Origin of the sequence: Lactiplantibacillus songbeiensis (assembly GCF_005405125.1) — a bacterium.
Lineage (GTDB): Bacteria > Bacillota > Bacilli > Lactobacillales > Lactobacillaceae > Lactiplantibacillus > Lactiplantibacillus songbeiensis.
This window is the reverse complement of sequence record NZ_BJDL01000001.1, coordinates 43,755-65,821: the sequence shown is the minus strand read 5'-3', so window position 1 is coordinate 65,821 and position 22,067 is coordinate 43,755. Positions and strand designations below refer to the sequence as shown.

At 45.0% G+C, this 22,067-nt stretch carries 19 protein-coding genes; 15 read left to right on the top strand and 4 right to left on the bottom strand.

Going from position 1 to position 22,067, the window contains the following annotated elements; translation table 11 throughout:
- Positions 1-25: 25 nt before the first annotated feature.
- The 8 genes from FFM77_RS00265 to FFM77_RS00230 all read left to right on the top strand — a co-directional run bounded on the left by FFM77_RS00265 (position 26) and on the right by FFM77_RS00230 (position 9,801).
- Positions 26-1,282, top strand: a complete 1,257-nt coding sequence (locus FFM77_RS00265; protein WP_137633744.1) for a MucBP domain-containing protein — start codon at positions 26-28, stop codon at positions 1,280-1,282.
- A gap of 388 nt (positions 1,283-1,670) precedes the next feature.
- The gene (locus tag FFM77_RS00260) at positions 1,671-2,363 is read left to right on the top strand and encodes a metal ABC transporter ATP-binding protein (protein ID WP_137633743.1); all 693 of its coding nucleotides are present in this window, start codon (positions 1,671-1,673) and stop codon (positions 2,361-2,363) included.
- Positions 2,356-3,153 (top strand): metal ABC transporter permease, encoded by a 798-nt coding sequence (locus FFM77_RS00255; protein WP_137633742.1) that lies wholly within the window; start codon positions 2,356-2,358, stop codon positions 3,151-3,153. The genes FFM77_RS00260 and FFM77_RS00255 overlap by 8 nt, the downstream gene beginning before the upstream one ends.
- A gap of 208 nt (positions 3,154-3,361) precedes the next feature.
- Complete coding sequence (gene purR / locus FFM77_RS00250) at positions 3,362-4,204, top strand: pur operon repressor (protein WP_137633741.1); 843 nt, start codon at positions 3,362-3,364, stop codon at positions 4,202-4,204.
- A gap of 119 nt (positions 4,205-4,323) precedes the next feature.
- The gene (gene glmU / locus FFM77_RS00245) at positions 4,324-5,706 is read left to right on the top strand and encodes a bifunctional UDP-N-acetylglucosamine diphosphorylase/glucosamine-1-phosphate N-acetyltransferase GlmU (protein ID WP_137633740.1); all 1,383 of its coding nucleotides are present in this window, start codon (positions 4,324-4,326) and stop codon (positions 5,704-5,706) included.
- A 661-nt stretch (positions 5,707-6,367) separates the two neighbouring features.
- Complete coding sequence (locus FFM77_RS00240; RefSeq protein WP_137633739.1) at positions 6,368-7,348, top strand: ribose-phosphate diphosphokinase; 981 nt, start codon at positions 6,368-6,370, stop codon at positions 7,346-7,348.
- Positions 7,349-7,718: 370 nt separating this feature from the next.
- Positions 7,719-8,741, top strand: a complete 1,023-nt coding sequence (locus tag FFM77_RS00235; protein WP_137633738.1) for a YdcF family protein — start codon at positions 7,719-7,721, stop codon at positions 8,739-8,741.
- A 73-nt stretch (positions 8,742-8,814) separates the two neighbouring features.
- Entirely contained in the window at positions 8,815-9,801 is a 987-nt protein-coding gene (locus FFM77_RS00230) for a hypothetical protein (protein ID WP_137633737.1), read from the top strand.
- A gap of 78 nt (positions 9,802-9,879) precedes the next feature.
- Here the strand turns inward: FFM77_RS00230 and yidA are convergent, their stop codons facing one another.
- The 3 genes from yidA to FFM77_RS00215 are packed head-to-tail and all read right to left on the bottom strand — an operon-like array spanning position 9,880 to position 12,878.
- Positions 9,880-10,689 carry a sugar-phosphatase gene (gene yidA / locus FFM77_RS00225; RefSeq protein ID WP_137633736.1) on the bottom strand — a complete coding sequence of 270 codons (810 nt, stop codon included), beginning with the start codon at positions 10,687-10,689 and terminating at the stop codon, positions 9,880-9,882.
- A 10-nt stretch (positions 10,690-10,699) separates the two neighbouring features.
- Positions 10,700-12,046: an HD domain-containing protein gene (locus FFM77_RS00220; protein WP_137633735.1), complete on the bottom strand. Its 1,347-nt coding sequence runs from the start codon at positions 12,044-12,046 to the stop codon at positions 10,700-10,702.
- A gap of 25 nt (positions 12,047-12,071) precedes the next feature.
- Positions 12,072-12,878: a lipoate--protein ligase family protein gene (locus tag FFM77_RS00215; protein WP_223876732.1), complete on the bottom strand. Its 807-nt coding sequence runs from the start codon at positions 12,876-12,878 to the stop codon at positions 12,072-12,074.
- Positions 12,879-13,729: 851 nt separating this feature from the next.
- On the opposite strand from FFM77_RS00215, the gene FFM77_RS00210 reads away from it, so the two are divergent.
- The 7 genes from FFM77_RS00210 (at position 13,730) to FFM77_RS00180 (ending at position 20,826) form a co-directional block, all read left to right on the top strand.
- On the top strand, positions 13,730-14,170 hold the full coding sequence (locus tag FFM77_RS00210) for a YwiB family protein (RefSeq protein WP_137633734.1): 441 nt from the start codon (positions 13,730-13,732) through the stop codon (positions 14,168-14,170).
- 44 nt (positions 14,171-14,214) lie between these two features.
- Positions 14,215-14,826 (top strand): DNA-directed RNA polymerase subunit delta, encoded by a 612-nt coding sequence (gene rpoE, locus FFM77_RS00205; RefSeq protein WP_137633733.1) that lies wholly within the window; start codon positions 14,215-14,217, stop codon positions 14,824-14,826.
- A 171-nt stretch (positions 14,827-14,997) separates the two neighbouring features.
- Positions 14,998-16,608: a CTP synthase gene (locus tag FFM77_RS00200; RefSeq protein WP_137633732.1), complete on the top strand. Its 1,611-nt coding sequence runs from the start codon at positions 14,998-15,000 to the stop codon at positions 16,606-16,608.
- 387 nt (positions 16,609-16,995) lie between these two features.
- A complete protein-coding gene (locus tag FFM77_RS00195) occupies positions 16,996-18,270 on the top strand; it encodes a UDP-N-acetylglucosamine 1-carboxyvinyltransferase (RefSeq protein ID WP_137633731.1) in 1,275 nt (424 codons plus the stop codon).
- A 145-nt stretch (positions 18,271-18,415) separates the two neighbouring features.
- A complete protein-coding gene (rho, locus tag FFM77_RS00190; RefSeq protein WP_137633730.1) occupies positions 18,416-19,708 on the top strand; it encodes a transcription termination factor Rho in 1,293 nt (430 codons plus the stop codon).
- Between the two features lie 117 nt (positions 19,709-19,825).
- The gene (locus FFM77_RS00185; RefSeq protein ID WP_137633729.1) at positions 19,826-20,071 is read left to right on the top strand and encodes a type B 50S ribosomal protein L31; all 246 of its coding nucleotides are present in this window, start codon (positions 19,826-19,828) and stop codon (positions 20,069-20,071) included.
- Positions 20,072-20,187: 116 nt separating this feature from the next.
- A complete protein-coding gene (locus FFM77_RS00180) occupies positions 20,188-20,826 on the top strand; it encodes a GNAT family N-acetyltransferase (protein WP_137633728.1) in 639 nt (212 codons plus the stop codon).
- Positions 20,827-20,875: 49 nt separating this feature from the next.
- On the opposite strand, the gene FFM77_RS00175 is transcribed toward FFM77_RS00180, so the two are convergent.
- On the bottom strand, positions 20,876-22,012 hold the full coding sequence (locus tag FFM77_RS00175) for a baeRF6 domain-containing protein (protein WP_137633727.1): 1,137 nt from the start codon (positions 22,010-22,012) through the stop codon (positions 20,876-20,878).
- Positions 22,013-22,067: the final 55 nt, after the last annotated feature.

Here is a 22,067-nt window from a genome sequence, read left to right as displayed (position 1 = left end):
TCATTATACGCAAGACCCGATAGCGATGGGCAACCTAACGATTCATTATCAAGATACGACCGGAAAAGTGTTGGCAGCGGCTAAGACCGTCACCCAGCCAATTGGCACAACTTATCAAAGCACCCCAATTGCTATTGATGGTTACAAGTTAAGTCAAATCGTTGGCCAGTCGAATATAACGTTTGGTGCAGAACCACAAACGATTACGTATGTTTACACTGCATCACCAACGGCGGGAGCTTTGATTACGGTTAGGTATGTTGATACAACCGGTAAGCAGCTAGCTGATCAACGAACGTTAACTGGTCAGCTTGGTGCAACGTATCAGACGACCGCATTAACCTTTGACCATTATCAGTTGAAACGAGTCTATGGTAATGCGCAGGGTCAATTCACAGCCACCGCGCAAACGGTCACTTATGAGTATCAATATCAGTCACAAGCCAGTCTAACTGGGCAAGATTATACGATGATTGCGGGCGATGTGCAGCCAACTGCCACTGATTTTCAGGCTAAAGCAACGACTGAAGCTGGGACGGCGATGCCGGTAACCGTTGATTTGAGCAAAGTTGATTTTAACCGAGCCGGTGATTATCAAGTGACCTTAACGGCTGCTAAACAAATCAAGCAGGTAATGTTACATGTCTTAGCTAATCGGCAAAGCTTTACAGCAGCTGATTATACGATGACGCTTGGTGGTAGTCGGCCAACAGTGACTGATTTTCAAGCTCAGGCGACTGATAAGTTTGGTCAAGCGGTAACGGTTAGACCAGATTTCAGTCAGGTTGATTTCACGCAAGCGGGTCATTATACGGTTACGTTGCAAACGAATGATGGTCGGGCGAAGATGGTCGCGTTGACCTTGCAGGCAGTTGCGCCAACTGAACCAGTGACGCCGACTACGCCACCAACGACGGTACAACCAGCGCCAACGCCTCAACCTAAGCCAACCGTGACGCAACCTCAGCCGACACAGCCGGCGACGAAACCAAATGTTCAGCCAGATCCTGAACATCAGGTGAAACCTACAGTTATTGGTACTAAGCCAGCCACAGTGACCGGTCAAACTGGTGATGCTGAAATTTCCGAGCAGCAAGCAGTTGTATCAACTCAGGCAACTAAGCTAACGCCAACTACTGAACCAGCCAAGCCAGTTATCAAAGCGGGTCAGCAATTGCCACAAACGGTTGAAAAGTCCACGCAAGTTGGTAGCTGGGCCGGTGTGCTGCTTTTGCTAGGTACATTAGGAACCTGGATTGAAAGCAAGCGTCGCCGTAACTAAATCAGATTATGGTTGATGTCGATTAAAGTTGCCATTTGCTGGTTAGTTTTTCAACTGCTGGAATAAAATATTGAGTAGTCTAGAAGTTAGCGGTTAATTAACGACGGGCGGCCCAGAATCGGCTCAGTGGTGTCGTTTATCTTAGTCGTGGTTTTCGACTTAGATAAAGCCCGGCTTTCGAGACCGTACTTTGGCTCGAAAACGTGGCCACCACGTTCCAGCCGATTCTGGGCCAACCAGAGTGGCAAGTATAGTCACTAATCAAAAACGATCAGTTCATCTCGAGCTGGTCGTTTTTATGACCACCTATTGACAAATCAACCGAATCAGGTAAACTAAAATGGTAATCATTACTATTTACCTTAATAAGAGAGATGGGGGCAAAAATATGACGGCACCCTTAATTGCTGTTCAGCATTTGGGGATTGCGTTTCCCAATAACCAAGTATTTAAAGATTTGAACTTTGAGATTCAGCGAGGGGACTTTGTAACGGTCATCGGTGAGAATGGGGTCGGGAAAACGACCTTGATTCGCGCCTTGCTGGGGATGCTCAAACCAACGAGTGGTCAAATCAAGTATTTTCCAAGTAAAAAAGCGATTAAAGTTGGCTACGTGCCACAATTTCGAAATTTAGACCAAGAATATCCGTTAACTATTGAAGATTTTGTTAGCTTAAATATGCGTGGTTGGCGACCGTGGCTTTCGAAAGCTGAACACCGCCAAGTCGATACGGCATTACGTGTGACCAATGTTAAGAAAATCAAACAGCGGCCGTTAGGAATGGCATCCGGCGGGGAAAAGCAACGGGCATACTTGGCCCAAGCGATTGTCCAAGCCCCCCAATTATTGATCTTGGATGAATCCACGGCCAGCTTAGATAATGAAATGAAATATGAATTATTAGACCTTGTTCAGAATCTCAACCAGACGAGTCATATCACCGTGTTATTTATTACCCACGATTTACCGTTAGCTAAGCAATACGCCAAACATTATTTAGCGTTGCGACCCGGTCAACAGGAATTTGGGGCGATGGCAGGAATGTCGGTTGAACAATTGAAGGAGGTTTCCGATGTTTAGTTTAGCGTTTATGCGCAATGCGTATTTGGCCGGGACGTTTATTGCCATTATTTGCGGCACGATTGGCGTCTTCGTCATTGCCCGGAACTTATCTTTCTTGACCCATACCTTGTCAGAGATTGGCTTTGCCGGGGCAGCTTTCGGGATCTTTATGGGCTGGACTGCCTTATCCGGGATGTTGATCTTTACGGTGATCAGTTCAGTGATTGTCGGGCAGATGAGTGTCAAACAGTCCCGCCGCGAAGCTTCAATCTCTGCAATTTCGGCGTTATTTATTGGATTAGGGATTTTATTTTTATCCTTATCAAATCAAACGTCGAGTTATGCGACCAGCATTTTATTTGGGAGCGTGATTGGAATTGCGGCTGGTGATGTGTTACGGGTGGCTGTCTTATCAGGGATTGTCTTACTCGTGATGTTGGCGTTGTACCGGCCTTTAAAGTTTGATTCATTCGATGCGATTGGTGCACGGGTGAGTGGCTTATGGACGACTGCGATTTCAGTGGTCTTCTTGGTGCTAGTCGCAATGAGTGTCAGTGTGGCGGCCCAGATTGTTGGGTCATTGTTGATTTTTATCCTATTAACGTTGCCAGCCGCGGCGGCACGTTACTTTGTTCACACCGTCAGCAAGATGATTGGTGTCTCGATTTTATTTGCCATCGTCGGCGTGTGGTTGGGCCTGTATTTGGGGTATGTGACCAATTTACCGGTCAGTTTCTTTATTGCTGCGATTGAATGTGTCTTTTATTTTACGGCCTTAGGGTATCAACGGTTACACGTTGGTAGTTAAGGCATTGGGCTAGTCGGCTGACTAGCTCTTTTTTGTGATTGTTCATAAATTCCGGGTGAATATTCCGTGAAAGTCTTTTTTAAAGCGAAATTATTAAGAAATTCCGATTGTTTTGGAAAAAAATAATGAAAGCCTAGCTAATTCCCGAACGTTTGTGTTATCATTTTGCATAGACTTTAAAAAAGATGATTTAGGTTGAGGTGGAAACATGAAAGTACGTAGAAGCGAACGTTTAATTGATATGACGCGCTATTTATTAGAACGGCCCCATACATTAGTTTCATTGACGTTCTTTGCGGAACGCTACGAATCAGCGAAATCTTCCATTAGTGAAGATTTGACGATTCTCAAGCGGACCTTCCAGATGCGTGGGACGGGGATCTTAGAAACGATTCCCGGCGCGGCTGGTGGGGCGCGGTTCATTCCGTATATTTTAAAAGAAGAAGCACAAACTTTCATTGATAAGATGACGGATCTAGTAGCCGACAAAAGCCGGGTCTTGCCAGGTGGCTACGTTTATTTATCAGATATTTTGGGCCAACCAGAAATCTTACGGCAAGTCGGCCGGGTGATTGCGACACAATACTTGAACCAAAAGATCGATGCTGTTATGACGGTGGCGACTAAAGGGATTCCGATTGCCCAAAGCGTGGCAACTTACTTAAACGTGCCATTTGTGATCGTTCGGAACGATTCTAAGATTACGGAAGGGTCCACGGTTAGTGTGAACTATGTATCCGGGTCTTCTGAACGGATTAAGAAGATGGAATTATCCAAGCGTAGCTTACAAGAAGGCGCCAATGTCTTGATTGTCGATGACTTCATGAAGGGCGGCGGGACGATTAACGGGATGAAGACGTTAATCGAAGAATTCGATGCGAACTTAATCGGCATCACCGTTTTCGCAGAAGCGGCTTTTACGGGTAATCGATTGATCGATGATTACACGTCATTATTGCGAGTCACCAACGTTAATGACAACGAAAAAGCCATTAAAGTGATTCCCGGTAACTACTTAGAAAAGGTCTTCGGGGCGGAAGACCAAAAGTAGGGTGCAGGTTTAAGATTGTCTTTGGACACATGTCAAGCCAATGCTACTAAAGACCGGCGACAATTAGATCAATCTTTGGTATCATTGAGTTATCTGAAGACTAAGGAGCTTTATTTGTTATGACAACCAAAAATGCAATTATCCTCGCCGCTGGTAAAGGGACGCGGATGAAATCCAAGTTAGTCAAAGTGCTGCATCAAGTATGCGGCAAATCGATGGTCGACCACGTGTTGACCCAAGTTGAAGCCGTTTCGATGGATAACATCGTGACGATTGTGGGCCATGGTGCCAAAGACGTTGAACAAGCGCTTGGCGACCGGACCAAATATGCGGAACAAACTGAACAATTAGGGACCGGCCATGCTGTTTTGCAAGCTGAACCTCTATTGAAGGATAAGGATGGGATGACCTTAATCATTAGTGGTGATACCCCCTTGTTCCGCGCGGAAACGTTAGAAGAATTATTTGAATATCATCAAGCTAAAAAAGCGGCCGGCACGATTTTGACCTCCAATGCGCCAGACCCACAAGGCTATGGCCGCATCGTTCGGAATCATTTAGGGATCGTTGAAAAGATTGTTGAACAAAAAGACGCGACAAAAGAAGAACAAGAAATCCACGAAATTAACACCGGGGTTTATTGTTTTGATAACCAAGCATTGTTTGCGGCATTACATCAAGTTACCAACGATAATGCGCAAGGTGAATATTACTTGACCGACGTGATTGAAATCATGAAGGAACAAGGCGATATTGTGGCGGCTTATCAAATGTCAGATTTCGATGAATCAATGGGTGTTAACACGCGGGCAGCTTTGGCGCAAGCCACTAAAGTGATGCAAAAGCGGATCAATGAACACCACATGGAAAATGGCGTGTCCATTATTAACCCAGATGATACGTATATCGATGCTGGCATTAAGATTGGTGCCGATACGATTATCGAACCTGGTGTTTTGATTAAAGGCAACACGACGATTGGTGAAGATTGCTTTATCGGTGCGCATTCTGAAATTCATGATATGACGATTGAAGATCGTGTCACGGTGACGTCATCATTTTTGGAAGACTCAATTATGCATGCTGATAGCAATATCGGCCCATACAGTCATTTGCGGCCAGAAGCTGAGATTGGTGAACATGTCCACTTGGGCAACTTTGTCGAAATCAAGAAGGCTAAGATTGGCGATCGGACGAAGGTTGGTCATTTAACTTACGTAGGGAATGCCACGTTAGGTAAAGACATCAACGTTGGTTGTGGGGTTGTCTTTGTCAACTACGATGGTGTCAATAAGCATCATACGAATGTTGGTGACTCTGCCTTTGTTGGGAGTAATTCTAACATTGTGGCACCAGTCGATGTGGCGGATCATTCCTTCATCGCGGCTGGCTCAACCATCACCGATGATGTGAAGGTCCACGATATGGCGATTGCCCGGGCTCGGCAGACGAACAAGCCGGACTATTGGAAGAAATTACCACATGAACCCGAAAATATGTAATTAATTATTGAGCACCACTGAAGTCACGTTTCTTGTGAATTTGGTGGTGCTTTTTTAAAGCAGTCACTCGGTAGGTTCCAACGCTGCATTTGACTAGCGCTTGGTACTAGTTGGATATAGGTTGCCACTCTGGTTGGGCCAGAATCGGCTGGAACGTGGTGGCCACGTTTGGAAGCCAGAGTGCGGTCTTCCAAGCCGGGCTTTATCTAAGTCGGAAAATCACCGACCAAGATAAACGACACCACTGAGCCAATTCTAGCCCGCCCGACGTTAAATATTGGCTATTTGTAAACAAACGTTAAGTCATTGCAATCAGCATTTTAGGAAACGACTGAATTGGAAAATTTATAAGTTCGCTAAATTACAAAAAATGTTCGGGTTTTAAAGGTAGTTGGGTATCAATAAGTCAGTTGTTAGACTTTAAATTGATCTAACTTGGTGGTACCGTTACCATCGAGGCCTACGCTAGGACCGGGCTAATAGGCATAATCAATAAAATCAGCCTCACGAAACTTTAATATTAAAAAGTCAAACCCGCTGAAAACCCGAAGTATTCGCCTCCAGCCCAGTCTGACGCAATTTATAACTGCTAAGGGGGCTTGATTTTCAACGCTAAAATGCATATTATTTAGTAAGAATAAATTTTCGAATGGAGGAAATTATGTCAGAACAGTATTTTGATCCAAAGTTAAAGATTTTTGCTTTGAATTCAAATAAACCATTGGCAGAAAAAATTGCTGAAGCCGTTGGTGTTAAATTGGGTAAGACATCAGTCGATCGCTTTAGTGACGGCGAAATTCGCATTAACATTGAGGAAAGTATTCGTGGTGACCAAGTGTACATCATTCAATCAACTTCCGCTCCTGTTAATGACAACCTGATGGAATTATTGATTATGATTGATGCGTTACGGCGGGCCAGTGCCAAGACGATCAACGTGGTCATCCCTTATTATGGGTACGCCCGTCAAGATCGGAAAGCCCGTTCACGGGAACCAATTACCGCTAAGTTAGTTGCCAACATGTTGGAAACTGCCGGGGCAACTCGGATTTTAGCATTGGACTTACATGCTGCCCAAATCCAAGGTTTCTTTGATATTCCTTTGGATCATTTAATGGGTGCGCCACTGTTAGCTGACTACTTCCTTACTCATCATTTAGATGAAAATGCCGTTGTTGTTTCACCAGATCATGGTGGGGTGACACGGGCTCGTAAATTGGCTGAATTCTTGAAAGCCCCAATTGCTATTATTGATAAGCGTCGTCCACGTGCTAATGTGGCCGAAGTGATGAATATTATCGGTGATGTGAAGGGTAAACGCGCGATCATGATCGATGATATGATTGATACCGCTGGGACCATTACATTAGGTGCCCAAGCCTTGATGGATGCTGGTGCGACAGATGTTTATGCTAGTTGTACGCATCCCGTACTTTCAGGCCCAGCTATCGAACGAATTGAAAAGTCACCAATTAAGAAGTTAATTGTGACTGATTCAATCGCTTTACCAGCTGAAAAGCAAATTGACAAGATTGAACAAGTTTCAGTTGGTCAATTAATGGGTCAAGCGATTAAGTTTATCCATGAAAACAAACCGGTTAGTCCATTATTCAAGAATCGTTTCCACAACGAAGAAAACTAAGACTAATAATTTAAGACACGTTTGGCGTAAGCTGAACGTGTCTTTTTTTGCCACAATGTATTAATGGGCCTTTTCTAATGTCCGTTAATTAACGACGGGCGGTCCAGAATTGGCTCAGTGGTGTCGTTTATCTTAGTCGTGGTTTTCGACTTAGATAAAGCCCGGCTTTCGAGACCGCCCTGTGGCTCGAAAACGTGGCCACCACGTTCCAGCCGATTCTGGGCCAACCAGAGTGGCAATTTAAGCCAACTAGTACTAAGTGTAAATTTATTAATTGACTAACAACATGCACTGATTAAACTCGCAATTGGTATCGACCACTGAAATTAGCTATAATTAAAACTGATAGAACAAAAAGAGGGTGGTTAACGTGGATTGGTTTTATTGGGGTAGTCTTGCACTAGTGAGCGCGGTGACATTGCAACTGACGGATCGCCGCCGCTGGTTGACTGGCCACTTATTTTTAATTGCACTTGCTGGTTTGGCACTTGCCGGCTACCGTTCCGTTAGCGACCAAGCTAGTCCGTTTTGGCAGTTTTTGATTGTTGGCTTGAAGCTGGCTGGCTATATCATTTTGCCAATCGTCATTTTAGTTGTCGCGATTAGTTTTGTGCGTTATAGTTATCGTCTGCTACACAAAGAAGGCTGGCACTTACACTATACGTTACTGGCGATTGTCGGTTTTTTGCTGGTCTTAATGCTGGTGTCAGCGGTGATTAACGCACTGACCTGGCATTGGCAGTGGTTGTGGAAAGCATTGGGACTGGCGTTTATTTTAACGGGTTATTTTACGTTCAGTTTTTTGGCTTATCTAGTGGCTTGTGGCACGACGCGGTTAGGCCGAATTGGACCAATTGATGATATTATCGTCTTAGGGGCTGGGTTGATGCCGGATGGCCGACCAACGCGAACGTTGAGTTACCGTTTGAAAACGGCAGCCAAGATTTATCGAGCCCAACGTGAAAAAGATCATCATGCGATTCGAATTATTGTCTCTGGTGGTCAAGGTAGTGATGAGGTCATGCCAGAAAGTACCGCGATGCGTCATTATTTAGTGGCACTAGGGATTCCGTTAGATGTGATTAAAGAAGAAAATCGGTCGACGTCGACCGCTGAAAATTTGCGTTTTTCACATGCCTTAATTGTTCGGCAGCAGCCGTTTTATCGGGCGGTGATGGTGACGAGTGATTATCACGTGTTGCGGGCCAATATTCTAGCGCGGCACTTACGATTAAACGTTTATGGGATGGGCGCTACCACGCCTTGGTATTATTTACCGTTTGCGATGTTTCGTGAATATTTAGCGTTAATCGTGATGTATCGCTGGTCTAATCTGAGTGCTGTCATCATCTTAAGTTTATGGTACGTGGCGTGGTTAGTTAAGATAATTTAAGGAATCTTTAAAAGACTTTGGTTCTCAGTTTGCCATGGTATAATGAGGATTGAGTTAAAAGGAGGGATTCGCCGTGGATCAAGCGCATCGACCACGTTGGGGGCTGATGATGATCATCTTATTTGGATTGATCACATTGTCAGGCTGTGCGAAGTTGACTAGTAGTTCTAGTGACAGCTCGACTTCATCAGCTGCCGCCAGTGGCTCAGCTAAGATTTTAACCAAGGCAGATCAACAAATTTCGCATCATCAAATTAAAGCTGCTATCAACACCTTATCAGCGGCTAATACGAAGGATACCGCTGCTAAAAATCTCTTAACGGGATTACGGCATTATCAAAAAGCCGCGACAGCGCTCAACAAAAATCAATTAAGTCAGGCTAAGTCGTATTTTAATACGTTAGCGAATTATCAACTCGTAACGGATGCATCGTTTACGCAGGCTAAAGCCGCTTTAACCAAGCAATATCAACAAGTTAAGTTGGCTAACGGTTACTATAACAGTGCCCGTGATGAGATGAGCGTACATGCGTTAGCCGCTGCCAAAACGAATATCGATAAGTTAGATAAGATTTCACCAACGCACCCAGTTATTAAGGATTTACAACAGAAGACTACCGCCATGAAGGCTGCTATTATGAACTATGAGGCGTCGCAATCGACGAGTTCGGGTCGTGATAGTTCCGCCGTTGCCGAAAGTGACCATACGAGTAGTAACTCGTCGGTAGATGCCAGCAGTACTAGCAGTAGTAGTGCGACCACTGCGACAAGTGATGCCAGCGACAGCACGGCCACTAGTCAGGCTGATAGTGCCACCAGTGGTAGTGAGAGTAGCATGACCACGAAGCAAGTGCTAAGCAACTTTCGGGCCGCGGCCGGAGTCACTTTTGAAAAAAACGATCAGTTCAATGTCACTAAGGAAACGAGCAAGTATTATCAGATTGAAGTCATGCATGATAGCAACGATGAAAATGTGACGAATCTGACAGATATTTACCGGTACTATCCAGCTAGTGGCAGCGTGTTAAAGCAAAACATGAGTACTGGTGAATTTGAATAAAATTAAGCTAGAATCAAAATAAAACTACTCGAGCGTTAAGTTACAGACGCTTGAGTGGTTTTATTTTGATCTATTTCATTATAGTGCCCAATTGCGAATCGCAAAAGCGACGCCGTCTTCAATATTCGTCTTGGTTTCAAACTTGGCTAAGGCTTTCGCTTGTGGAATGGCATTGCCCATTGCCACACTATTGGTTGCGTATTTCAGCATGCTTAAATCATTTCCTTGATCCCCAATCGCCATCACATTATCGGCGGTAAGCTTCAACCGTTCGGCTAAATCCTTTAAGGCTGACCCTTTGCTAGCGTTCGGATTCATGAATTCTAAGAAATACGGTGCCGACTTCACAATAGCGTATTTGTCATGAAAGCGTTGTGGAATTTTTTCAGCGGCGGCTGCTAGTAATTCCGGCTGATCAATGAACATGGCTTTAACAACTGGCATATCGATCCGCATATCACCAGGGGCGCGGTAACGAATTGGCATATTCACAAGCGCACTCTCGCCAACGGTATAGGGACTGATATTCCGGTTAGCCGTGTAGATATGATCTTCACTTTCCACGTGACAATGAATGCCTAATTTCCGGCTTAGGGCTTCTAAGTCGATGTAATCGTCATGGGTCAACGTATGGCTGGTGATAATGCGACCACTAATCGTTTGGGCCATGGAACCATTGAACGTAATCGCGTATTCGTCATCACCATCAATATGCAACTGCTTTAGAAATGGGCTGACGCCGCTGAGTGGGCGACCAGTACAAATGACGACTTTAATGCCTTGATCACGCGCTGCTTGGACGGCGTCAATGGTGGCGGGATTGAGTTCACTGTGTTCGTTTAATAAGGTACCATCCATGTCGATGGCAATGAGTTTAACGGTTGACATAAAGTTCCTCCTAGATGATTAAGCGATCGTTTTGAATATGGGCTTGAAAGGCTTGGTAGATGGGATCAAATAAATCGACTTCTGAGTTTTGACTCAGCATTTCCTTTGGGAAGAAGAAGCGCCGATCGCCGGACACTTTGCCGGTAATCGCGCGGACTAGATCACTAACCGTTGAGAGCTCAACGAGTGAGCCATCTTCTTGCATTAGTTCAATCTGGGTCCGGGGCTTCTTCATCTTTGGATCATAGGCATCGTATGGCAAGTCGTAACTATCGTTAGTGTCCGTATAGTAATGGCTGTCAAAGCCGGCCTTTTCGATCAAGGCTTGCATAGCTGGAATCAGGTCATTGGTCTGATCATCGATGCGGGCAGACTTTAATGGCCGTCGATCTAAGAACCGGGTTGCTAAGTCAGCTAAGATGGGATCTTTACTGTCGCGCCAGTGATTAAAGTAAGTATTCAAGACCCCGTCATCTAGCCGTAAATAATCTTGCAACGTAAAGTTGTTGTTAAAGAATGGTAATAGCATATGTGGCGTGGCTTCTGCGTCGACATCATGGCTTTGATATAAGTCATTGGCGCGTTCTAATAAGTGATCCAAGATAACTTCCATCGACCGTGAGACTGGGTGGAAGTAGACTTGCATGTACATCTGGAAGCGACTAACGATGTAGTCTTCAACGGCGTGCATGCCTTCCATCGCAAAGGTAATGCCGCCTTGATACGGCTTCATGACCCGTAAGATTCGAGTTAAATCAAAGTTCCCATAATTGGTCCCGGTAAAGTAAGAATCACGTAATAAATAATCCATCCGGTCAGCATCAATCTGACTAGAAATCATTTGCACGACTTGGGGATTAGGATAAGTTTTCTGAATAACGGCTGCGACCTGACTTGGAAATTCTGGCGAGACTTGCCGTAAGACTTGGTTGACTTCAGTATCGGGTGAGGTCAAGATTTGGACCGTCAAGGCTTCATGGTCAGTGTGGAAAATATGTTCAAACGTATGGGAATAAGGGCCGTGGCCGATATCGTGTAAGAGTGCGGCACACAAAGCTACTAAACGTTCATGGTCATCCCAACCGCCGTCACCAGGTGTTTTGGTTGGATAGTTGCGTTGGAAGTTGTCGCAGATTCGGCGCGTGACTTCATAAACGCCAAGACAGTGACCGAACCGGGAATGTTCAGCGCCATGAAAGGTCAATGAGGTCGTGCCAAGCTGTTTAATGCGGCGTAACCGTTGAAATTCAGACGTGTTAATCAGATCAAGGATAATTTGGTGTTGGATATAGACATAATCATGGACCGGGTCGCGAAAGACCTTTTCCATGGGGATCAGTTGATTGCGATATGACAAGTAAAGTTCCTCCGTTCGTTAAGCATTAATGTAGTCGGGTTTGCCGGCGTTGCATGTCATGGTAGGCATGGGTCAAATGAGCTTGAAACTCAGGTTCTTCAATTAAATTTTTTAAGCGGTGGTGATCAAGCTGATAGTTTTGTTGCCAAACGACGTTAAAGCGATCGATGGCTTGGTCAATGGTAAGCACTGATTGTTGCGCTGCCGAAATGGTCGTCATCACTTGCGGGTCAATATCTGGAAAGCGGCTATCTTGTTGACCAGCCAATCCAGCAGCATAAAAGTGACGAATCAGTTGGCTACGTTGGTCTTGATTGCCGTTAATACTGATATAGAGCATCACGACCAACGCTTGTTCAGTACGGCGTTGTGACATACCGGCAATTTTTTGCCCATGAATGCTTAGATCATAATCACCGGGACAATAGGAATGCTTGATTTCACCAGCGGTAATTGGTAAATCTGGCCAAGCTGCCTGAACATAAGTCGTCATAAGCTGATAGGCGGCTTCAATCGTGTAATCACTGCGGTAGGCCGGTAAGAATAAAGAAACGTTTAAAACACCGCTATCGGCGACGACCGCTAGTCCGCCAGAATTACGCAATAAGACGTGATAATCGGCTTGTGCTAAAGTTTGCAATCCAGCTGCGAGCGCTGGTAATTGTTGATCGCGCAAGCCTAAGATTACCGTCTGTGGCAATTGCCAGTAATGCACGATTGGTTGTTGTTGTTCAGCAGTAAGCCAGAGCAGGGCGTTCATCGTTGCAAAACTATCAAGCTTTTCTTCGGGTTGATAATATTGCGTTAAAGTTGCTAACGTGGGTTGAGTCACAACGCGTTCACCTCGTTAAGTTGGTTATTAGAATGATGATTGGCATGATGCCAGTTGTTGATCGATTCAAAAATACTTGTGTGATTAACAGCAAGTGCGGTTCCTACGCTTGGTGCTAGTTAGTTTAAATTGCCACTCTGGTTGGGCCAGAATCGGCTGGAACGTGGTGGCCGCGTTTTCGAGCCGAAGAGCGGTCTCGAAAGCCGGGCTTTATCTAAGTCGGAAAATCACCGACTAAGATAAACGACACCACTGAGCCAATTCTGGCCCGCCCGACGTTAATTAACGTGAATTAATGTATCTATTGTGTCGACCACAAATTTAGCCGAGCCGTTGGTTCCTAAAATGCTCAGCCGTGTCGTTGACCTTAGTGCGAGTAGTCTGCTCGGACTTAGGCCAAGGTCAGTTTTGAAGACTCATTTTTGGCTTCAAAATAACCCATGGCGTTCCAGTGTTTTAGGAAACAACCGGCAGGCGGCAATTTCAACTAGCATCAAGCATGCTGTTCCTGATTAATTATACTCGAAACCTTACTAGTCCGCAGGGGAATTCCCCGACTTGGGTGGATTTTTAGTCATTTTCGTTCAGATAGCTTATAATTGTTAAGGAGTTATCTTTAATGACAAGTTAGTGTTTTTAAGACTGAATTGTCAGATAAGAAGACGTGTGGTTTGTAAGGCTCATATTTTGAATAGTGATGATTCAGTCGTTTGGAGGCTCGGGCTGCCATTAAGTCCAGTTCGACCGGAACGACAAATTGAAAGCCACTATATGAACGGATACAAGCCACTTAGGAAACTAATCGTGTGTGGCAATCGGGTTGGCAGCCACACATTCTGGAGGTAGAATTCATGGATGATTTAACAACTGGCGTCCCAGTGGCAATCCACCTTGAGACGCAGGCAGTACAAGATGGCGATGCAGCTAACTACGCGTTAGACGTTGATGGTCAGCTCGTTCAGATGGGTGATGCATTTTATTTACGTTACAAAGAAGCAAGTAAAGATCAGGGACAACCAGTTCCTGTTACCATTAAGCTAGCCGCTAATGGCGATGTTGTGTTGACCCGTAGTGCGGAGAACCGATTACGGCTCCACTTTTCCAATGGCAAACGGGTACAAGCCCGTTATCGGACGCCGATGGGGATCTTACCAGTCGATACAGTCACACCATTGTTACAAGTACGGCTACGGGAACGGCCATTTTCTGGGGAAGTCAATATCAACTATGACTTATATGCCGGTGAACAACTAATTGGTAACTACAAGTTGCGATTGCAATTCACGGCTTGATTTGGTATGATGAACTGTAAACTGCGGAAAGGACGTGCACCAGTTTGGAACTAAAACAATTTGATGGACAGAAAAAGTCCGAATTATCTTTAATCGAGGTTGCGCATGCAATTTTGTCACAACATGGTGACGCGATGGCGTTTGCCGATTTGGCGAACGCTGTGCAATCTTATTTGGGTAAAAGCGACGAAGAAATTCGGGAGCGTTTATCACAATTTTATACCGATCTAAATATTGACGGTAGTTTCATTTCGCTCGGTGACAATATGTGGGGCCTGCGTGCATGGTACCCATTTGAATCCATTGATGAAGCTGTGATTCATACCGATGATGATGAAGACGATGATCGGCCAAAACGCAAGAAGCGTAAGAAGGTTAACGCCTTCTTGGCTGACGCCGGCGACGATGATGATGTCATTGATTACGATGACGATGATCCCGAAGACGACGACAATTACGAAGATGAAGACGATTCCGAAAGCGACGATGACGATGATTCCAGTGCAAGTAAGTATGACGAACTTGCCGGTGTGGATGATAGTGATGACGACGCGGCGGATGAAACTTTACCAGATGGCATCGAAGGCCAATTATCTGAATTAAACGATGACGATGATGACGACTTCGATGATGATGACGACGAAGAGCAAAAGTAAGCTGACTGATTTGACTTGACGAAAGTTGAATCAACTTGTATTATCTTATTTGGGCTCTCTGGTAGTCATACTGGAGACATTCAAACGAAATCAAGCTCCCTATTCACTGAATAGGGAGTTTTCTTTATTTAGAGCCAATCCCCACGAAATAAATCTTTAAGGAGTTATCACATGACCAAATATATTTTTGTAACTGGTGGCGTTGTGTCGTCAATTGGTAAAGGTATCGTCGCAGCTTCACTTGGACGCTTACTTAAAAACCGGGGCTTAAAAGTCACGATTCAGAAGTTTGATCCATATATTAACGTTGATCCTGGTACGATGAGTCCTTATCAACATGGTGAAGTTTTCGTTACTGATGACGGGACCGAAACCGACTTGGACTTAGGACATTACGAACGGTTCATCGACATTAACTTGAACAAGTACTCCAACGTAACGACTGGTAAGATTTATTCAGAAGTCCTGCAAAAGGAACGTCGTGGTGATTATTTAGGTGCAACGGTACAAGTCATTCCACATATTACCGATGCGATTAAAGAAAAAATCATGCGGGCCGGGACCACAACTGATTCCGACATCGTCATTACCGAAATCGGTGGGACGGTCGGGGATATTGAATCCTTGCCATTTATCGAAGCTTTACGTCAGATGAAGAGTGACTTAGGCTCCGACAACGTCTTCTACATTCACACCACCCTGATTCCTTATTTAAAGGCTGCTGGTGAAATGAAGACGAAGCCAACCCAACATTCGGTTAAAGAATTGCGGAGTTACGGGATTCAACCAAATATGTTAGTTGTCCGGACGGAAAAACCAATTACCCGGGAAATGCGGAACAAGATTGCGTCCTTCTGTGACGTTGAACCTGAAGCCGTCATTGAATCCTTAGATGTTAAGACAATCTACTCGATTCCATTAAATGTGCAAAAGCAAAATATGGACCAAATCGTCTTGGATCACTTTAACATTAAGGCACCCAAGGCCGATATGAGCGACTGGGAAGATCTTGAACATCATGTTCAACACTTATCACGGAAGATCAAGATTGCCTTGGTTGGGAAGTATGTGGCGTTACAAGATGCCTATATCTCTGTGACCGAAGCCTTGAAACATGCCGGTTATACCGATGATGCTGAAATCGAATTAAATAAGATTTCAGCAGAAGATGTAACGCCTGAAAATGTTAAAGACTTATTAGGCGATGCTGACGGTATCTTAGTTCCTGGTGGCTTTGGCGATCGTGGGATTGAAGGTAAGATTACGGCGATTAAGTATGCGCGGGTTAATGATGTGCCATTCTTAGGTATCTGTCTAGGGATGCAAATGGCCAGTGTTGAATTTGCCCGGAACGTCTTGAACTTAAAAGACGCTAACTCAACTGAAATTGATCCTGACACGCCAGATAACGTGATTGACTTGATGGCGGATCAAGAAGATGTTGAAAACATGGGTGGCACGCAACGGTTAGGGGCTTACCCATGTAAGCTTAAGCCAGGGACGGTTGCGGCAGCGGCTTACCATAACGAAGAAGTCGTTATGGAACGGCATCGTCATCGTTATGAATTCAACAACAAGTACCGTGAAGCCATGGCGGCTAAGGGTATGGTCTTCTCAGGGACGTCACCTGACAATCGCTTAGTTGAAGTGATTGAATTACCAAAGAACCGGTTCTTCGTTGCCTCTCAATATCACCCAGAATTTCTTTCCCGGCCAAATCGTCCGGAAGGGTTGTTCAAAGCGTTTATTGATGCGGCGAATGCGACGGGAACTACCAAATAAGAGTGTGAACGAGGACGGGTGAAGGCGAGCATTGCCTAGCCAAGTCAATTAGCCGGTGATCTTCCGGCTAGTTGACTTGGCGTAGCAAGCGGAGCCTTCAGTCCGAGTGAACACGTTTCAACAAAACTAACTCAAAACACAAAGCGTTAGGACGCTCCAAAAGTCCTAACGCTTTTTTGCGCTAAAAAGACAGTCGTCGTTACCAAAAATTAATCAATTTGAGAATTTTTATCATGAAAACGGTTAAATAACTAAATTTTCGTACTTTATTAGTGATAAAAGATTACAGTTTCCTGATATTGGTTGTTTTTTTGGATGACATTCTTTATTATGGTTATTGATTGTAATTGTACAGTGTGACACTTATTTAGCGAGGAAAGTTATGTTATGAAAAAAATGATTATCCATGGCGGAAAACGACTTTCTGGGGAATTGACGATCGGTGGCGCAAAAAATAGTACCGTCGCACTGATTCCTGCTGCGATTCTCGCAGACACTCCGGTCCGATTTGACACGGTTCCGCACATCTTAGACGTTCACAATTTAAAAATTATTTTGGAATCGATGAATGTCCATTCCACTTTTGAAAACGATGTATTAACGATTGATCCAACTCATATTGAAGAATCCGAATTACCAAGTCACGCAATTAAAAGCCTGCGTGCATCTTATTATTTCATGGGCGCATTACTCGGCCGTTTTAACCGGGCAACCGTCACTTTTCCAGGCGGGGACAATATTGGTCCTCGGCCGATTGATCAACACATTAAAGGATTTAAAGCACTCGGGGCGAATGTCGTTGAAAAAAACGACTCCGTCTTCATTTCAACGGGTACTGAAGGGTTGCATGGCGCCCGCATTTTCTTAGACGTGGTGTCCGTTGGGGCGACAATTAACATTATTTTAGCCGCCGTTAAAGCGCATGGGACAACGACGATTGAAAACGCCGCCAAAGAACCTGAAATCATTGATGTGGCGACTTTCTTAAACAACATGGGTGCGAAGATTCGTGGCGCCGGGACCGATGTCATCCGGATTGAAGGCGTTGACTCTCTACGCGCACGGGCCACGCACACCATTATCCCAGATCGTATTGAGACTGGAACGTACCTTTCATTGGCTGCGGCCATTGGTGACGGCATTTTACTTAAGAATGTCATTCCTGAACATATGGAATCGTTTACGGCCAAGATGCTCGAAATGGGTGTTGGGTTACAAATTAACGAAGACAGTATTTACGTTCCACGGGTTAGTGACCTTAATCCAGTACGTGTAAAAACGATGACGTATCCTGGTTTTGCGACTGATTTGCAGCAACCGATTACGCCGTTATTATTACGGGCTAACGGCAATAGTGTCGTGATTGACACGATCTATCCGCAACGAACGCAGCATATTGCACAATTACGCAAAATGGGCGCGGATATCCGTGTTCAAGATAATTTAATCGTGGTGGGACACTCTTCCCACCTACAGGGGGCACATGTCGAAGCGGGCGAAATCCGTTCTGGCGCGGCCTTAATGATTGCTGGTCTAATTGCTAGTGGCACCACCGAAATCTCACGCGCTGACAACATTTTACGTGGCTATGACCGCGTGATTGATAAGTTGCATACGCTGGGGGCTGACGTGGAGATTGCCGCTGACGAAATTAGAGTGTGAGGTAAGCCGGGTGGGGGTGAGCATTGCCTAGCCAAATAATTATCCGGTGTTTTTCCGGATGGTTGTTTGGCGTAGCAAGCGGAATCCCCAGGCTTACCGAACACGTTTCGGCAAAACGACCACCAGCTGAGAAAGAGCAGTGATAATGGATAAAATTTTAACGATGCACGATCTTGAGCAAAAGACACTCAAGGAAATTTATACGTATGCGCGCGACTATAAAATTCAATATTATTCTCAAATGAATAAAAAAGAATTGTCATTAGCCGTGCTGCGTGAACAAGATAAAAAGCGCGGCTTTGTCCAAATGGAGGGTGTTCTCGAAATTATTGGGCAAGAGGGCTACGGCTTTTTGCGACCAATTAACTATGGGCCTTCCCAAGAAGATATTTATATCTCACAATCACAGATTCACCGTTTCGGATTACGGAATGGTGATTATGTGGCAGGACAAGCCCGGCCACCCAAACCTAATGAACGGTATTATGGCTTGATGCGAGTCGGAACTGTTAATGGTAAAGATCCCAATGAAGCTAAGCAACGGCCACATTTCCCGGCGTTAACACCGTTGTACCCGGAAAAACAATTGACCTTAACGACGACCAAATCCGTGTTATCGACACGTTTGATTGATACGTTTGTTCCGATTGGCTTTGGTCAACGGGGCTTGATCGTGGCACCACCCAAAGCTGGTAAAACGACGTTATTAAAAAATATTGCCAATGGGATTATGACGAACTATCCGGATGTTAAGTTAATTATGTTATTGATTGATGAACGGCCGGAAGAAGTCACTGATTTGGAACGGTCGATCAAAGGGGAAGTTGTTAGTTCAACCTTTGATCAGCAACCACAAAACCACGTGCGGGTCGCTGAATTAGTCTTAGAACGGGCACGGCGCTTAGTTGAAGACAAGCAGGATGTGGTTATCTTACTTGACTCAATTACCCGACTGACCCGGGCCTATAACCTGACGATGCCATCCAGTGGACGGACGTTATCTGGTGGGCTAGACCCCACCGCGTTCTATAAACCCAAGCGGTTCTTTGGTTCTGCCCGGAATATCGAAGAAGGCGGTAGTCTGACTATCCTAGGGACGACCTTAGTTGATACGGGTAGCCGCATGGACGATATGATTTATGAAGAATTTAAAGGAACTGGGAACTCTGAATTGCAGTTATCTCGTGAATTAGCGGAACGACGGGTCTTCCCGGCGTTAGATTTGAAACAGTCCAGTACGCGTAAGGAAGAATTGTTGCTTAGTCGAGCGGCGTTAGAGCCAGTTTGGCAGATTCGGCGTTCAATGACGGGCAATGCGTTGGAATATACGGAACAATTGCTACAATTCTTAAAGCACAGTGATACCAACCAAGCTTTTCTACATGACTTGAGTGGGTTAAAGTTTAATGGGCAGTCAACCCGGCGACCACGGCGATAATTGACTGGTTGCGAGGCTTGACGCTGGGCTAGGATTCATGATAAGATATTTAGCGTTGATTAAAACTATGATAATCTCTGTTTCAGCAAATGATTCAGGGCAAAGGAGCGTAATATTATGCAAAAAGGAATCCATCCAGATTACCACAACGTTGTTTTCCAAGATTCAACGACTGGTTTCAAGTTTATCTCTGGTTCAACTGCTACGTCAGCTGAAACTGTTGAATGGGAAGATGGTAACACTTACCCATTGATCCGTGTTGAAGTTACGTCAGATTCACATCCATTCTACACTGGTAAGCAAAAGTTTACCAAGGCCGATGGTGCGGTCGATCGTTTCAACAAGAAATACGGTCTCAAATAATCAATTTGATATCAATTCAAGTCAACTGGCGTTTGTCGGTTGGCTTTTTTTTACATTTAAAAGATGGCGCTTACATGGTAAGCTGTTTTAAATGATGACACAACGGAGGGATTGCAATGTTAACGATTCGGCAGGAAACACCCGCAGACTACCAGGCCGTAGAAAGGTTGACCCGTCAGGCTTTTTACAACGTGTATATGCCCGGCTGTGTGGAACATTACTTAGTACACACCATGCGTCATCACGCTGATTTTATGCCAGAATTAGCGGATGTTTTAGTCTTAGATGGGCAAATCATTGCTAATATTATGTATACTAAGGCACAATTGACAACGCCAACGGGTGAAGTCAAACGGATTGTCACTTTTGGACCATTGAGTGTGGCGCCAGCTTTTCAGCGGCAAGGCTACGGCAAGCGATTATTGACCGCATCGTTTGAGAAAGTCCAGGCATTGGGATATCCAGCAATTGTGATCTTTGGTGATCCAAATAATTACGTAGGTCGTGGCTTTAAGAGTTGTCACCAATTTCAGGTGAGTTTACCAGATGGCAAGTTCCCAGCAGCGATGTTGGTTAAAGAATTGGTGCCAGGCACTTTGGCTGGAAGAAGCTGGCACTATCTGATGAGTCCAGTGATGGCTATTGATGAGGCCGCTGCTCAAGCTTATGATGCGCAATTACCGGCAATGAAAAAGCAATGGCAACCCAGTCAAGAGGCGTTTAAGATTATGAGTCAGGCTTATTTGGAAGCATGACTTATCGAATAGCCAAATAAAAAGAACTGCCAATTGGCAGTTCTTTTATTTAATAGCGAAGTAGCGCCAGGGCGGCTGTCTCAACTGGCATCCGGTCAGCCGGAATAATCCGAACTTGTCCTTGGCGACTCATCACGACGTCCACTAAGTCATCGATTAAGTTGTCAGGTAGTTGTAGATCAGTCTGCACGCTGCCGTCGGGATTGATCGTACCGCCAACTTGGGCATTAGCGGCTACAATCAAAGTGTCAATCCGGCCATCTAAGGCGGGACGAATCATGTCAAACGGATCATTTAAGGCCCGTTGCCGTGACTTGGCTTGGTCGTAACGATCTAATAAGATTTCAGTCAGTTCGGTTCGCCATTTGTTCTGAACAGGCGTCGTTGCAACGGCAATCTCGGCTAGGCTCAGGCCATTCGGCGAGTTATCAATCATCAAATGTTGTGAGAGATACGGATTCTTGCTGAGTTTGCGGAATACCGCTTGGTTATGCGGTAAGCCCATTAAGATTAATGGGCGTTGCGAAGCTTGCGAGTGGGTTGCCAACACGTACTGGTCAACCTGTAAATAGTAATTACGTTGATCAATCGCACGTTCCTCAGCTTTAGCGTTGTGACCATGGTAGTTCACACCATGCACGGGACTAGAATTAAAGTTCAGGTCACCACCACGTTTTTCGGTTCCCAGCGTCCCTTTTAAGGTCATTGGGGCGTCTAGCGGTAAGTCGACTGCCACAAGGTCACCTTCACGTTGCTGGTAAAGTGCCATCGAATCTTCATTTAAGGCTAGCAAGTCAAAGTCAAACTGTTGCTGACGGTCGGCTAAGATTGGCCGAATCGCCGGCATACTATTAACGATGACTTGAGTATCAGTCGGGGTCTGTAAATCGAAAATCAGACACGTCTCGGCATTCGCAATCAAGCCGGTTTGTGGGCCGGTATGTTGTAGCCAAAAGCTGTTATCGTTAGCTAACCGGTCAAACTGAGCTTGAAATGGTCGGAAGCTAGCTTTCGGAAAGTGTTGGGCCAATTGTTGCTGGGCGTCAGCCACCAACTGTTTGAGTTGTAAGCGGCGGTGGTTCAAGTCATTTAAGACGGCGTCAGTATTCAGATAGATGGCGATGAATGGTCCAGCATCGCGTTGTCGCATCAAGTGTTGAAGATCATTTTTTACCATAGTATCCATAGGTCCAACCTACTTTCTTTATTTGTTGATACTAGCATATCAGAATTCAATGCGA